Source organism: Mariniflexile maritimum (assembly GCF_009746565.1).
In the GTDB taxonomy this organism is placed as follows: domain Bacteria; phylum Bacteroidota; class Bacteroidia; order Flavobacteriales; family Flavobacteriaceae; genus Mariniflexile; species Mariniflexile maritimum.
This window is the reverse complement of sequence record NZ_WRPN01000001.1, coordinates 242,345-257,428: the sequence shown is the minus strand read 5'-3', so window position 1 is coordinate 257,428 and position 15,084 is coordinate 242,345. Positions and strand designations below refer to the sequence as shown.

The following is a 15,084-nucleotide window of genomic DNA, read 5'->3' as shown; positions in this document are numbered from 1 at the left end:
CTAACCTCCAAACCACCAACTGTCCCCTCGAGGGGACTTTAGGGGTGTCTTCAATACTCAAGTCAAATCAAAAAAAACACAAACCAAATAGTACCCAAACCCCAATAAACCAATAACCCAATAACCATATAACTTTATAACCATATAACTTTATAACCCAATAACTTTATAACCATATAACTTCCAACTTTTAACCTCTAACCTCTAACTTTTAACTTTTCATTTTTCACTTTTAATTATTAACAAACCCCATAACCCAATAACTTAATAACCCAATAACTAATAACCATATAACTTCTAACTTTTGCCTTTTGACTATAAACTACTAACTTCCAAAGTACAAAATGTCCCCTCGAGGGGACCTTAGGGGTGCCTTCAAACCCCAATAACCCAATAACCCAATAACTTAATAACCATATAACTCCAAACTTCTAACCCCCAAAGTACAAAATGTCCCCTCGAGGGGACTTTAGGGGTGTCTTCAATACTCAAGTCAAATCAAAAAAACACAAACCAAATAGTACCCAACCCCAATAACCCAATAACCATATAACTTTATAACCATATAACTTTATAACCCAATAACTTTATAACCATATAACTTTATAACCATATAACTTCCAACCTCCCATCCCCCACCCAACCCCGTATCAAAGGCGTATCAAAGGCGTAGATAAAGCGACTCAACCCCAAAAAAACAGAAACATACAGAAACAGCAAAAAGCACCTAAAACAACACAATCAGCAGAATTGGCAGAAAACAACAAAAACAAACAACTTTAAAAGAACCCGCCTAAATACCCCAAAAACAAAAGCAGCTCCAAAAGGCGGTCATTAATTTTGTCACAACCATACCACGCCACCCTAGGAGCTCATGGGGAAGCAAGAAAAAGTATGGCAAATAATTTAATAATAATCCGAGTCGAAAAAAAAAAACAAAACGGCTCATAAATTTTTTAAAACAATGGCAAAATTAAAAAGCCTTCTTAAAATTGAAGGCACATTAGATGGTATGACCTTTTACAAAGGCAAAAGCGGCTATTTGGTACGCACCCAAGGCGGGGTCTCAAAAAGTAGGATTGAAAATGACCCGGCCTTCATCCGGACCCGTGAAAACGGAAGTGAATTTGGACAAATTGCCAAAAGCGGCAAATTATTGCGACAAACATTAACACCCTTGTTGGTGGATGTAAAGGACGGTGCTTTAACGGCCCGCATGATGAAGCAAATGGCACACATTAAAAATTTTGACACCCTATCGCTTCGTGGCGATAGGCATGTGGCCATGGGCTTGCTAACCCCCGAAGGCAAAGCCCTATTAAGGGGGTTTGACTTTAATGGCAATGCCAAATTAAAGAGCATCTTGTTGGCCGATTTCCAATTAAACACGGCCACGGGTGAGATAAGCATCCCCAATTTCAACCCCCTGCAACAAATGTACATGCCGGGTGGGGCTACCCATGTAAGTTTTACTGCGGGTATCGCACACATTGATTTTGAAACCCAGGAAAAGGAGCTGCACTACAGCCCAGAGGCAAACCTGCCCATCACAAATACGGTAACCCCGGTAAGTTGTACCCCGCCCCAAGTGCCAACGGGCGGTGGCCAATTAGTGTATGTTTTTAAAATAAGTTTCTTTCAGGAAATCAATGGCATGCAATACAGCCTCAATAACGGCGCTTTTAACATCCTACAAATTATAGAGGTTTTATAAGATGTTAAAAAATCAAGATCAAGGGATGGGGAACCTATTAAAAGTATTTTCTTTAATAGGTTCCCCTAATCTTACCCGCCACCATTCACCTTTCACCATTCCCCAATATTAAAATTTTCTTTTATATATTTGTCCAAACCTTATAATTAGGTATATTATATAAATGAAAAAAAAGCTGATTAGGGTCACTACGGTGCCATCTTCCATGACAGGATTGCTAACGGGGCAGTTGCGATTTATGTCTAACCATTATGATGTATTAGGTGTTTCTTCAAAAGGCTATGATAACCATTTATCTGAGCTTATGGAACTAGAAGGTGTTCCAAGTTATGCCATTGAAATGACACGACAAATCACACCGATACAGGATTTGAAGGCCCTGTGGCAACTCTACAAACTTTTTAAGGACAAAAAACCCTTCATCGTACATTCGCACACCCCAAAAGCGGGCACCTTGGCCATGGTAGCGGCAAAATTTGCTGGCGTACCCCACAGGCTGCATACCATTGCCGGTTTACCATTACTGGAAGCAACGGGCATCAAGCGTTTTATTTTAAATACCGTTGAAAAAATAACTTACGGCTGTGCCTCAAAAATATACCCAAACTCCTTCGGCCTTTACGACATCATCTTAGAACATAAATTTACTTCCAAACATAAATTAAAGGTATTGGCCAATGGAAGCTCCAATGGCATTGATACCACACATTTTAGTCCAAACCATTTTAACGACCACTTTAAAAAAGAACTAAAGAACAAATTTAATATTACCGAGGAAGATAGTGTGTTTGTGTTTGTGGGGAGATTGGTAAAGGACAAGGGCATCAACGAACTGGTAGCGGCATTCACAAAGTTAAATGTTGCATATAAAACCACCAAACTGATGCTTATTGGTGATTATGAGGAAGATTTGGACCCTTTGTTGCCAGAAACATTGGAGGCCATACAGGCCAACCCCAATATCATTTTTACAGGTTGGGTAACAGATGTTCGCCCCTATTTTTCCATTGCAAATGCCCTCACATTTCCTAGCTACCGCGAAGGCTTCCCCAATGTGGTCATGCAAGCAGGCGCCATGGAGTTGGCAAGCATTGTAACCAACATTAATGGCTGCAATGAAATTATTAAAAACATGGAAAGCGGCCTTATTATTCCCGTAAAGGATGAAATGGCCTTATTAAACGCCATGACCTATGTTTTGGAACATCCCGCAGAAACCAAAACCATGGGGGAAAACTCAAGGCAACATATTGTGTCCAATTACGAACAAAAAGTGGTTTGGGAAGCTATTTTAAGGGAATACAACAGTCTTTAAACACAAAGGCGGTCGTGGAGCATATAAAACAGCCACCCCCTTTTCATAAATAGGTCGCCCTACAAAAATAAACAGGAAAGCATCAAAACTTTGGCATGTCAGCACAGGAAACTTCCTAATGCGTTTCGGATTTTTGGTTTACGAACGAAAAAATTTCAATTGTTAGAGGGGATTCATCGATAAAATAAAGGATAAGGTCGTAAAAACCACAGATCCTATCGGTTTTGAAAAAGATAGTAATATATTTGGTCATCATTTTTATTAAACCCCCAATACAAAATTGATAAGCAAGCGCCTTAAGGCCCTGTATTACAACCTACATACAAGAACCTAGCATGAATACCCACGACCAACTACAAAAAATTTCGGATACGCATGGCGATTCATTTTATGTACTGCACGAGCAACAGTATATAAAAAACATAACCGACTTAAAAGCGGCGTGCAACAAACACTATCCCAAGGTCATTATTGGCTATTCCTATAAAACCAACTACATTCCCAGACTGTGCAGCATAGCCAAGACACACGGGGTCTTTGCAGAAGTGGTTTCGGAAATGGAACTACAAATAGCCCTAAAATTAGGATACACCTACGATTCCATCATCTTTAACGGGCCCTATAAAAAAGAATCCGATTTGGAAAGGACCTTGTTGGGAGGAAGTATTGTGAACTTAGATTCGTATTACGAATTGGAAAGTTTAAAACGGCTGGTCGCCAAACACCCTGGGGCAAGCTTTAAAGTAGGGCTACGCATCAACATGTCCTTGATAAATGAGGATGGCACTTCGGCCATTCAAGAAGGCCTCAACATTGGGCGTTTCGGCTTTGACACCGCCAGTGAGGAATTTTCAAACTTGATAAGCACCTTAAACACTTTAGGGGTAAGCATCCATGCCCTACACGGCCACACGTCAACTTCCGATAGAAGCCTAAAGAACTTCACCACCATTGTAAAAACCCTATGCCATGTTAGGAACACCTTTCATTTGGATGAAATAGCCTATCTGAACGTGGGCGGTGGCTTTTTTGGCCCCATGCCCAAGGGGCTTCTAAACAGGGATACCCCGAGTTTTGACGATTATGCCGAAACCATTTTTAACCATTTAAAAAAGGACCCCTGGTTTGCAGCCCACAAGCCCCACGTTATTTTAGAACCCGGCGTATCGGTTGTTTCAAATGCTCTATCCTTTGTTGCAAAAATTATTGATATTAAAAAAATAAGGGGCAACAACTTTTTGTTGATAGAAGGCGGTGTGTATAACGTAAAGCCGACCATGCATAAAATAAATTTACCATTCAAAATCATCGCTAAAAATAAATCGCAAAATAAGGGTACAGCGTATTACGATGTGGTAGGGTCAACCTGTATGGAAAAAGACCTGGTATTGAGTCAAGTTGAAATGCACCATCCAAAACCAAACGATTTCATCCAAATTGATAATGTGGGAGGCTACACGGTGGTAAAAACCCCTAATTTCATTAATTTTGTACCGGCTATTGTTGCACTTAATGCAGAGGGTAGCCATCAAATTATCAGAAACCGCCAGACCATCGCAGATGTTTTGGCACCTTATGTTTTAGATGCACATGACCTATAAAAACACCTTTAAAAGACTTTTGGATTTTTTTGTGGCGACACTCGGGGTCATCGTCCTCATCCCTGTATATATCCTTATTTATAGCCTTTTAAGATGGGGCTATAAGGAAACGCCCTTTTTTTATCAAAAACGCGCGGGCAAACACGGTAAGGAGTTTAAGATTATTAAGTTTAAAACCATGAACAATGCAAAAGATGCCCAAGGGAACTTGTTGCCCGATACCGATAGGATAACCAAGGTGGGTAGTTTTTTACGAAAAACATCCTTAGATGAAATTCCACAACTTATAAACGTGATGAAAGGCGACATGAGCTTGATAGGCCCTCGCCCCTTATACATGAAGTACTTGCCCTATTATACCGAAAAAGAAGCCTTGCGCCATACGGTAAGACCCGGCATTACGGGGTTGGCACAAATATCTGGAAGAAACTTGATTGGATGGGACAAACGCCTCCAAAAAGACGTGGAGTATGTAGAAAACCTATCCTTGGGCTTGGATTTAAAAATCCTTTTTAAAACCATCAAAAAAGTACTATTGGCAAAAGATGTGGCCAACGACGAAGCATCCGGGGTATTCGATCTGGATGACGAAAGAAAAAACAGACCATTACAAGTTTAAGTTAGCCATTTATTACTTAAAGATATGAAGCAAACAATACTATTTACCTGTGCAGGAAGACGAAATTACCTGATTACCTATTTTAAGGAAGCCTTAAAGGGTAACGGCACCGTGATAGCCGCCGATCAGGACGTATTGGCACCTGCCTTGGTAGATGCGGACATCGCTATTAAAGTGCCGGATATTTATGACGATACCTATATTCCAAAACTCGTGGAACTATGCAAGGCACAGGCTGTAACCGCCATCATCACGCTGAACGATTTAGAGCTGCCCATACTGGCGGCCCATAAATCCTTATTTGAAGACATAGGCGTTAAGGTGATTGTTTCCAATGAACAGGTTATTGATATTGGTTTTGACAAATTAAAAACCTTTAACTTTATAAAAGCACTGGGCATCCCTACACCAAACACCTATACCACCCTGGAAGATGCTAAAATGGCCATAGCACAAGGCCTTTTAAAATTTCCGTTGGTATTAAAACCTCGATGGGGCAGCGCCTCCATTGGCATTGAATTTCCCGAATCAATGGAAGAACTGGAGCTTTCTTATGAATTACAAAAGATAAAAATACACAAAACCATCCTTGGTAAAAAAAGTGAATGTGATGGCGAACATGCCATTTTAATACAAGAAAAACTGGATGGCAAAGAGTTTGGTCTGGACATCGTAAACGATTTTGAGGGCAAGTATTTTGGTACCTTTGCCCGTGAAAAATTAGCGATGCGTTCGGGCGAAACCGATAAGGCCATTACTGTAATAGACAACCGTATAGAGGAAATGGGCAAAAAAATAGCAACCGCATTGCAGCATCTGGGCAATATGGACTGCGATGCCTTTTTGGTGGACGGCGCGTTTTATTTACTGGAACTGAACCCACGGTTTGGAGGTGGTTATCCTTTTTCCCACGAAGCGGGTGTGAACATAGCGGCTATTTATCTAGAATGGCTAAAGGGAGAATCGGGCGAAAACGTGGCGCAATTTAACAACTACCAAAGTGGCATTATTTTTTCAAAATGTGATAGACTTTTAAAAATCGAGCACGTAAACACCACTTAAAGTAATTGTTTGAAATCCTTTTTTATAAAATGGATTCCCATCCCTATAAAACAAAATTATCGAGATAAATTTAAAGAGTTTGAATTTTTAACAAGAAGCTTTGCGAAAAGCAAAAACCATTTAGCAAGTAAAACACAGTTAGTAAATAAAATGATGTATCACGCTTTTTTTAAACGACTATTGGATTTGGTTGTTGCCTTGTCAGGCTTCCTAATCGTGCTGCCTATTTTCATTCTGATAGGCGTATGCCTGTTTATAAGCAATCACGGGAAACCTTTTTTCTTTCAAAAACGCCCAGGAAAAAACGGTCGTATTTTTTCTATTATAAAATTCAAAACGATGAACGATAAAAAAGATATCCAAGGCAATTTGTTACCTTATGATCAGCGTATTACTAAAACGGGCAGCTTTTTAAGAAAATATTCATTGGATGAAATACCCCAATTATGGAATGTGATTAAGGGCGACATGAGTCTGGTAGGCCCCAGACCATTACTTGTGGAATACCTACCCTTGTACAACGAGGAACAAAAAAAACGGCACCTGGTAAAACCCGGCATTACCGGTTGGGCACAAGTTAATGGCAGAAATGCCATCTCTTGGGAACAAAAGTTTGTATTGGATACCTATTATGTTGAAAACCTATCTTTTTTACTGGATATTAAAATAATAATGCTTACCATCAAAAGAGTTTTAAAAAAAGAGGGCGTAAATAGCTCCGAAAACTTGAACATGCCACTATTTACTGGAAATTAATAAGTATTGAAAATGGAAAAAAAACCAAAACAAAATATTGTTATTATTGGCGCTTCCGGACACGCAAAGGTTGTGATTGACATTGTGGAAAAAGAGAACAAATATCACATCGTTGGGCTAATTGATGCCAATAAACCTAAAAGCTATAAGATATTTCAATATCATATTTTAGGAACCGAAAACGATTTACCGGCGTTGATGGAAGCATTTGATTTTAAGGCTGGTGTCATTGCAATAGGCGACAACTGGACCCGACAATTGGTTTACAATAAAATAAAAAAAAAAGCCCCTCATTTTGATTATGTTTCGGCAGTTCATCCAAATGCCATCATTGGGCGGAATGTAACCATTGGTAAAGGAACGGTTATCATGCCGGGAACTATCGTCAATTCCGATACAAAAATTGAACCCTTCTGTATCTTAAACACAAAAACCACTTTAGACCATGATGGGCACATGCACGAATTTTCTAGTTTGGCACCCGATGCTACGGTGGGTGGCAATGTAACCATTGGCGCTTTCAGTGCTATTTGTTTGGGCGCGCGTGTATTACAGGATATTACCATTGGCAAACACACCATTGTAGGGGCAGCGGCTTTGGTTAATAGGGATATAGGCGATAATATAATGGCTTATGGTGTGCCTGCTACCGTAATCAAAACAATTAAAGCAGGTGAAAAATACTTATACCACGTAGATAATCATATTAAAGAAAAGTATCCCATAAAAAATGCCCAAACGATTCAGGTCATTTCAAAAAAAATTGAATGGGACAGCTTACTAAATAAGATAGGCAATTACGATTTTTATCATACATACGACTATCATAAAATATCCAAAGCAGATAGTAAAGAGGCCGTACTATTAAGTTATGAAGAAGATAACGTGTTAATTGCCATCCCGTTATTGGTTAGAAAAATACCAAATACCAAGTATCTGGATGCCACTTCGGTTTATGGATACGCAGGCCCTTTAAGCAAAGGCATAACGGCCACTTTTGACCCCTCCAATTTTAGCCGTGCGCTCATGGAATACTTTAGTAAGCACAACTATGTATCGGTATTTTCAAGATTAAACCCCTTTATCGAAAACCAGTGTGCTTTATTAAGCAACCTAGGCATCATACAAAATCAAGGTAAAATTGTCAATATCGATTTGAATCTTTCCTTGGAAGACCAACGCAGCAGTTTTAGGAATCGACTAAAAACGCATATCAACAAATCCAGAAGGCTTTGTACCGTTAGAAAAGCCGAAACCATAGCGGATATTAAAAGTTATATCGATATTTACCATGAAAACATGGATCGCGTAAAGGCTAAAAAGCTGTATTATTTTGATGAGGCGTATTTTGAAAACCTCTTGAAAAGTACCAATTATAAATCCACCATTTTATTGGCAATTGAAAAGGAAACGGGTCAAATTATCGCCGGGAGCATGTTCTTTATTACCAACGGCATTGTACAGTACCACCTATCGGGTACAAAAAACGGCTTTTTACACCTAACGCCCACCAAATTATTGATCGATGAAATGCGCATCATCGCTACCAATAATGGCTGTAAATTTTTTAATTTGGGCGGCGGCCTGGGCGGAAGGGATGACGATTCGCTATTCGATTTTAAATCCTCGTTCTCAAAGGATTTTAAGGAATTCAAACTATGGAAATACATTGTAAAACAAGACGTTTATGACGATTTGGTGGCTAAAAAAGGAGTGCCCGAGGATTCTGATTTTTTCCCCCTTTACCGTTCCCTGAACGACTTAAATATCAACCTGTGATACGTTTAAACCCCTTTTTATCACCTACTTTTACCAAGGTATGGGAAGCGCATTTTAATGGTCAAAAGCCTTCCCTACGCTTCGATTTTATCAAAGAACTGTCTTTTGTAGCATCAAAAACACCAAATCTATACCTCAATACGGGCAAGAACCTCACCAAAGGGGTTTCTTACAGTCTAAACGAAGACTCTACGGTTCAGGATTTTAGAAAAAAAACATGCCTTATTTATGATGTACCGCAATATGCCGGGGTAGAAACCAAAACAGGGGTTAAAAACTTAAAGGTTAAAAAAATAAAGCAATACCCCGGATTTTTAATCGATTTAAAAAACCATAGCGATTTTAACGACTACTTAAAAAAAACGTTCAGCAAAAGTAGCATCCAGAAATTCAACCGCTATAAAAAACGCTTGGAAACCTGTTTCAACATGAAGGAAAAAATGTGGATGGGCCAGATGGAAAAAGCCGAATACGATACGGTATTTAACCATTTCCATACCCTGTTAACCAAGCGCTTTGAAGATAAACAAACAACCAACAACAACCTATACCCCGAAGAATGGGCCTTTTATAAGGAAGTGGCATACCCCATGATTCTTGAAAAGAAAGCGGCTTTACATGTAGTTTATAATGAAGATACCCCCATAAGCGTGAGGCTCTTATATTTTACGGATACCATCATTTTTGATGCCATAACGGTTTTTGATATCGATTATACCAAATTCCATATTGGCAAGGTAGCCCTTATGAAAATGTTGGAATGGAGCTTTAAAAGTGAGTATAGGGTGTTCGACTTTTCAAAAGGCTATTTTGATTACAAAGAAAGTTGGAGCGATTCAAAATACAACTTTGAATACCATCTGTATTACGATAGTGCCTCGTTTACTGCTACGGCATGCGCCACGGCGCTCGCCTCTTTTTTTAAGTTGAAACAATTTTTAAGGGACAAAGAAGTGAACAACAAACTACATAAACTACGTTTTTTTCTCAAAAAGAAACCATCAGCCACTTCCCAAACAAACCTGATCATCAACAACGAAGAATCGGAATATTTAAAGGACGCTAACTGGTTGCCCATCGACCTAAACCACCCAAACCATGCCTTTCTAAAAAAACACGTGTACGATTTTTTGTTTTTAAATAGCGAGCACATTAAGAATACCGAAGTATTTACAGCAACCAATACCAAAAACCAATCCGTTTACCTAATCAAAGGAAAAACCAACCAATTGGTCCTATCCCACCCCTAGCCTACCAACTTCAAACCTACAAACTGCCCCCTAAAGGAAACTTTAGTGGTGTCCTCAAAGCCCAATAACTTAATAACCTTCTAACTTCTAACCTCTAACTTCTAACCTCTAACCTCTAACTTTTAACTTCTAACTTTTGCCTTTTGACTTAATAACCCAATAACTTAATAATCAAATAACCTCTAACCTCTAACTTCCAAAATACAAATTGTCCCCTCGAGGGGACCTTAGGGGTGTCCTCAAAACTTAAGTAACATTCAAAATTAAATCCACAATACTAGCAACCAACCAAACCTTATAACTTAATAACTTAATAACCTTCTAACCTCTAACCTCTAACTTTTAACTTCTAACTTTTGCCTTTTTACTTAATAACCCAATAACCCAATAACTTAATAACCTTTTAACTCTAACCTCCTAAATACAAATTGTCCCCTCGAGGGGACCTTAGGGGTGTCTTCAAAACTTAAGTAATTTCCAAAATTAAACACACGATACTAGTAAACAACCAAACCTTATAACCTAATAACCTTTTAACTTTTAACTTCTAACTTTTGCCTTTTTACTTAATAACCCAATAACTTAATAACCTTTTAACTTCTAACCTCTAACCTCTAACTTCCTAAATACAAATTGTCCCCTCGAGGGGACCTTAGGGGTGTCCTCAAAACTTAAGTAATTTCCAAAATTAAATCCACAATACTAGCAATCAACCAAACCTTATAACTTAATAACTTAATAACCTTCTAACCTCTAACCTCTAACTTTTAACTTCTAACTTTTGCCTTTTTACTTAATAACCCAATAACTTAATAACCATACAACCTCTAACTTCCAACCTCCAACCTCAATTGCTTTATTTTTATTTGAAAAGCAGCAAACAGAAGCGTCATAAACGGACTCAACCAATTGAAAACGGCGTAACCCGCATAGTGAAACGTATCAACGCCCAACACACTGCTTTGGTATGCGCCACAGGTATTCCATGGAACTAACACCGAGGTTACCGTACCGCTATCTTCCAATGTTCGCGATAGGTTTTCGGGTGCCAATCCTTTGTCCTTAAAGGCTTTGGCGTACATTTTCCCGGGCACTACTATTGACAGATACTGGTCGCTCGCCGTTAGGTTTATGGCCAAACAACTGGCTACGGTACTGGCAAACAGCCCAAAGGTGGTGTGGAAGAGTTTTAACAAACTTCGGCTGATGGTGGCCAGTGCGCCAATGGCATCCATAATGCCGCCAAAAGTCATGGCGCACAAAATAAGCCAAATGGTGCCCAACATTTTGGTCATACCCCCTGCTGTAAATAAACCTTTTAGTGCTTCATTATCTGTAGGAATGGAAGTTTCAACCGTAATGGCGTTCATAATGCCTTTGTAACCCGTTTCAAAATTCAACGTGGTGCCGCCACCAATAGCGGTAATAATGCTCGGTTGAAACAGAAGCGCAAACACACCACCTAAAAGCGTTCCTATCAACAAAGCAACCAACGGCGGTGTTTTCTTCACAATTAAAAAAATCACCAAAACGGGTACAACAAATAACCACGGACTGATGTTTATGGACGCTTTTACTGCCTGTAAAATCTCATGCGTATCGGCAGTACCATGGGTTTCAAGGTTAAAACCAATTACAATAAATACCAATAAAGTGATGATGATGGTTGGTGTGGTGGTTAATAGCATGTAGCGAATGTGGGTAAACAAATCGGTGCCAGCCATGGCGGGCGCCAAATTGGTGGTATCGCTCATGGGGGAAATCTTGTCGCCAAAATAAGCACCCGATAGCACCGCCCCTGCCGTCATGCCCAACGGCACGCCCAAGGCATCGGCAATACCAATTAAGGCAATACCCACGGTTGCCGAAGTGGTCCAGGAACTGCCCGTGGCCACCGAGATAACCACACAAATAACCACGCAGGCCGGTAAAAAAATAGTGGGGTTCAGTACTTGCAGCCCGTAATAAATCATGGTAGGGATGATGCCGCTAACCAACCAGGTACCCGAAAGCGCGCCCACCAACAACAAAATAAGGATGGCCCCGGCGGTGGACTTAATATTCTCGGAAACCTCCTCCAGCATCTGCTCGAAGGTTACTTTATTAAAAATGCCCACAACGGCAGCAACAGCACCACCCAATAACAAAATAAATTGGTTGGAGCCACTCAAGGCTTCATCGCCATACACAAGCACATTATAGGCCAGCATGCCCACCAACGCCACTACCGGTATTAAGGCTTCCCAAATATTAAGTTCTTTATTTTTTACAATGGGGTCGTTTTCTGGAAGTGTAGGCTTTATATCTTGGCTCTGCATAATTTAAAAAAGTAGTTTATGGTTGTAATGTTACGATTTTACAGGAATGTATGCAAATGGGTAGCCTATTAATTGTTCACCACTTAATAAATGCGTGTGCAGGTTTATGATGAAAAAGAAGCCAAATAAATACCCTTTAACACCAAGTTACGTTTAATGCTTCCAATGCAATTTGCAGTTCCTTTAAGGCCAGAGGGTCTATTATTTGGGTGTTGATGGTGAGCGTTTTATCATCAGTTTTTAAAATATAATCGCCGGCAAAGGTTTTAATCACTTTTACATCTGCCAAAACCACTTTTTTCCCAAAATCCCCGTGTAACTTTAAAACACCATGGTTGATGCTTAGGTATTTTACCTGTTTTTGATAAATATACAAAACCATATACAATAGGCCAATAACGAGGTATCCATAATCAAACCATCTATTTTCGTCGTTATAGTTCAGGTTCAACAAGCCTAGGGTTAGCCAAACCACGCCAAAAATAAGAGTGGTAATTACATGTTTTTTTTTGTAGGGTATGGTCATTTAAAATAAAACCGTTTTAATTAGTTACTGGTTTTTATGCTTAAAACTAGCTTAGTACAGCGCTATCCAATCGTGGGTTGTCATTTTCGAGCAAAGCGTTCCGATAAGTTCAATAGGAATGTGTTCAGGCTTTTTAAAACGGATACAACTTTTGCCCATATCCAATTTTGCATTGCTGTGTTTTGGATATTCTGCCGTAAACCAAGTACTTAATTCTGGGTTTGCATACATGCCCATGTGGTATAAGGCGATAACGTTTTTTTGGGAAGCTATGCTTATAAAAGGCAAAGGGTTGGTGGGTTGGCAATGGTAACCCTCTGGATAGAGGCTATGGGGCACTACAAAGCTAATGCCATTATTAAAAATTTCGGTAAACCCAGCGGGCAAGTGCGCACTTATTACCTGCCGTAATTTAGTAACGCCTTCTTTTCTATCTTCGGGAAGCTGATCCAGATAGGTTTTTAAGGGTGTTTGTGTGTTTTTCATGTTTTGGGATTAGAGATAGTTAAGGTTTTGTGACTAAGTGTATTGAGAGATTGAAATGTACTTTCCTTTACATTTAACGGTCTTTCGGTTGGTGTTAATGTTATCATACTTTAATCAAACAGCATTACTTTTAGCCAATCCTGTGCTGTCTTTATTGCCAAGTCTTAGTTTTTAATTGTTCGGCAATTATTTTTATGTCGTCTGGAACTTCACTCAAAACATCTTCAAGATTAAAAAATCTAACTCTGAAAATTCCACCTGGACTTGTTTTTTTAAAGTTTGTACTTACAAAGTCGGTCAACAGAAAAAAGCGATGGTCTTTTGCTACCTTCCAACCTTCAGAAACTGATTCCTTAATTGCTTCAACTAGTCTTTGTTCTTGTTCTTTGGTAACTGGAAACTTTGAATTTTTTACTATAAGTCCATTTTTTTCGTCCAAATCAGCTTGAATCATATTTGCAACCAGTCCAATATGTCTAACCGATTTCCATTTGTAAATACCTAAAAATTTAAAGTCACTAAGTCACTGTAACCCCGTGATGCCAAATCGAAGTAGAATTGATATTTAACATTTAAGTCGTAAGATTGTCCGCAAGCCATTGCTCTTAATACATTGTTACTTTTTGGCATTAACCCCATTCCTAGACAGTAACTTTCAAAATGCTCATTAAGTCTTTGTAGATAATGCTCAAACTGATAATTATTTGCAAGTTCTTTCAATTGATCAACCATGTCTTGATATGTTACGGATTGAAAGTTAATTTTTCCAAGCACTTTAAACTCACTCAATCTATTCACTATTTTTTCAATTTCTGTCTCAGAATATCTCGTTGAACTTAGATGAATAAGTAATTTGTATTCATTCTGGTCAAAGCTTTTTGAATACTTTACTAGTTTATTAATCCATTCCAAGCCGTGTAGTTTGGTTTCGATAATAATCTTTGAGGCCTTTATTTGAATATGTCCGTCAATAATTCCGTTTCCACGATTTCCAACTTGTTGTCTGAAAGTCGGTATTACTTGGTATAAATCAGTATCTTCAGTGAGCCCTTTTATGTATTCTTCGTAGTACTTAGGATTTATCTCGTACAAATTGGAAAGCATCAAAAGAACGTTGTTAGTTACGGTGTTTTCTCCTTGTGAATATTGTTGAAATTGATTCAATATCGCCATTTTTACTTATTTTAATTGTTTAAAGTTTTTTTACTGAAGCTCATTTTTAACACTCCCTTTACCCCCCCCCGCATCCCATTTATTCCTCACGAATATAATAAATAATATTCTTACAAAGCGTCATCTAGTCCATAATTTTTTAGGCTTCTAAATGCTTACGGGTGTTGCTGTGTTTGGGGTGTTGTTTGCGCATGCTTCGGCAAAACCCCCATCTAAAAAAAACACAGCCTACCAAAGGCCGAACAAGACCCGAACAAAACCCGAACAAAACTGCTCTATATTAAGGGTGATGTGTCAATATGTGTCAATGTGTGTCATTATGTGTCAATATGTGTCATTATTTGGTGGTTTATAATGGGCTTTGTACTTTAGTTGCTAACAACCCAAATTCATATAAAACGCTGTTTTTTTCTACTTAAAATGCTACTGTGCAAACCTTGGTACAGCTTTTAAAATTGTAAATAGGGCATGTAGGCATTTGTAGG

General features: G+C 38.9%; 13 protein-coding genes. 8 read left to right on the top strand and 5 right to left on the bottom strand.

Annotation, left to right across the window (positions count from 1 at the left end; all coding sequences use genetic code 11):
* The first annotated feature begins 964 nt into the window (after positions 1 to 964).
* From GQO80_RS01100 to GQO80_RS01065, 8 genes are all read left to right on the top strand, one after another.
* Entirely contained in the window at positions 965 to 1,714 is a 750-nt protein-coding gene (locus GQO80_RS01100; RefSeq protein WP_157206353.1) for a hypothetical protein, read from the top strand.
* A gap of 163 nt (positions 1,715 to 1,877) precedes the next feature.
* On the top strand, positions 1,878 to 3,029 hold the full coding sequence (locus tag GQO80_RS01095; protein WP_157206352.1) for a glycosyltransferase family 4 protein: 1,152 nt from the start codon (positions 1,878 to 1,880) through the stop codon (positions 3,027 to 3,029).
* A gap of 335 nt (positions 3,030 to 3,364) precedes the next feature.
* On the top strand, positions 3,365 to 4,630 hold the full coding sequence (locus GQO80_RS01090; RefSeq protein WP_157206351.1) for a type III PLP-dependent enzyme domain-containing protein: 1,266 nt from the start codon (positions 3,365 to 3,367) through the stop codon (positions 4,628 to 4,630).
* On the top strand, positions 4,614 to 5,249 hold the full coding sequence (locus GQO80_RS01085; protein ID WP_394350988.1) for a sugar transferase: 636 nt from the start codon (positions 4,614 to 4,616) through the stop codon (positions 5,247 to 5,249). Before GQO80_RS01090 ends, GQO80_RS01085 begins: the two co-directional genes overlap by 17 nt.
* Before the next feature lie 24 nt (positions 5,250 to 5,273).
* On the top strand, positions 5,274 to 6,311 hold the full coding sequence (locus GQO80_RS01080) for an ATP-grasp domain-containing protein (RefSeq protein WP_157206349.1): 1,038 nt from the start codon (positions 5,274 to 5,276) through the stop codon (positions 6,309 to 6,311).
* 153 nt (positions 6,312 to 6,464) lie between these two features.
* Complete coding sequence (locus tag GQO80_RS01075; protein ID WP_157206801.1) at positions 6,465 to 7,067, top strand: sugar transferase; 603 nt, start codon at positions 6,465 to 6,467, stop codon at positions 7,065 to 7,067.
* Positions 7,068 to 7,079: 12 nt separating this feature from the next.
* Positions 7,080 to 8,846, top strand: a complete 1,767-nt coding sequence (locus tag GQO80_RS01070; protein ID WP_232333090.1) for a NeuD/PglB/VioB family sugar acetyltransferase — start codon at positions 7,080 to 7,082, stop codon at positions 8,844 to 8,846.
* The gene (locus GQO80_RS01065; RefSeq protein ID WP_157206348.1) at positions 8,843 to 10,096 is read left to right on the top strand and encodes a GNAT family N-acetyltransferase; all 1,254 of its coding nucleotides are present in this window, start codon (positions 8,843 to 8,845) and stop codon (positions 10,094 to 10,096) included. The genes GQO80_RS01070 and GQO80_RS01065 overlap by 4 nt, the downstream gene beginning before the upstream one ends.
* An 827-nt stretch (positions 10,097 to 10,923) precedes the next feature.
* Here GQO80_RS01065 and nhaC read toward each other — a convergent pair.
* From nhaC to GQO80_RS01040, 5 genes are all read right to left on the bottom strand, one after another.
* A complete protein-coding gene (nhaC, locus tag GQO80_RS01060) occupies positions 10,924 to 12,414 on the bottom strand; it encodes a Na+/H+ antiporter NhaC (protein WP_157206347.1) in 1,491 nt (496 codons plus the stop codon).
* A gap of 136 nt (positions 12,415 to 12,550) precedes the next feature.
* Positions 12,551 to 12,940 carry a hypothetical protein gene (locus GQO80_RS01055; protein ID WP_157206346.1) on the bottom strand — a complete coding sequence of 130 codons (390 nt, stop codon included), beginning with the start codon at positions 12,938 to 12,940 and terminating at the stop codon, positions 12,551 to 12,553.
* 51 nt (positions 12,941 to 12,991) lie between these two features.
* Positions 12,992 to 13,426: a DUF1801 domain-containing protein gene (locus tag GQO80_RS01050; protein WP_157206345.1), complete on the bottom strand. Its 435-nt coding sequence runs from the start codon at positions 13,424 to 13,426 to the stop codon at positions 12,992 to 12,994.
* Between the two features lie 151 nt (positions 13,427 to 13,577).
* Complete coding sequence (locus GQO80_RS01045) at positions 13,578 to 13,880, bottom strand: hypothetical protein (RefSeq protein WP_157206344.1); 303 nt, start codon at positions 13,878 to 13,880, stop codon at positions 13,578 to 13,580.
* Between the two features lie 47 nt (positions 13,881 to 13,927).
* On the bottom strand, positions 13,928 to 14,599 hold the full coding sequence (locus GQO80_RS01040; protein ID WP_157206343.1) for a hypothetical protein: 672 nt from the start codon (positions 14,597 to 14,599) through the stop codon (positions 13,928 to 13,930).
* Positions 14,600 to 15,084 lie beyond the last annotated feature (485 nt).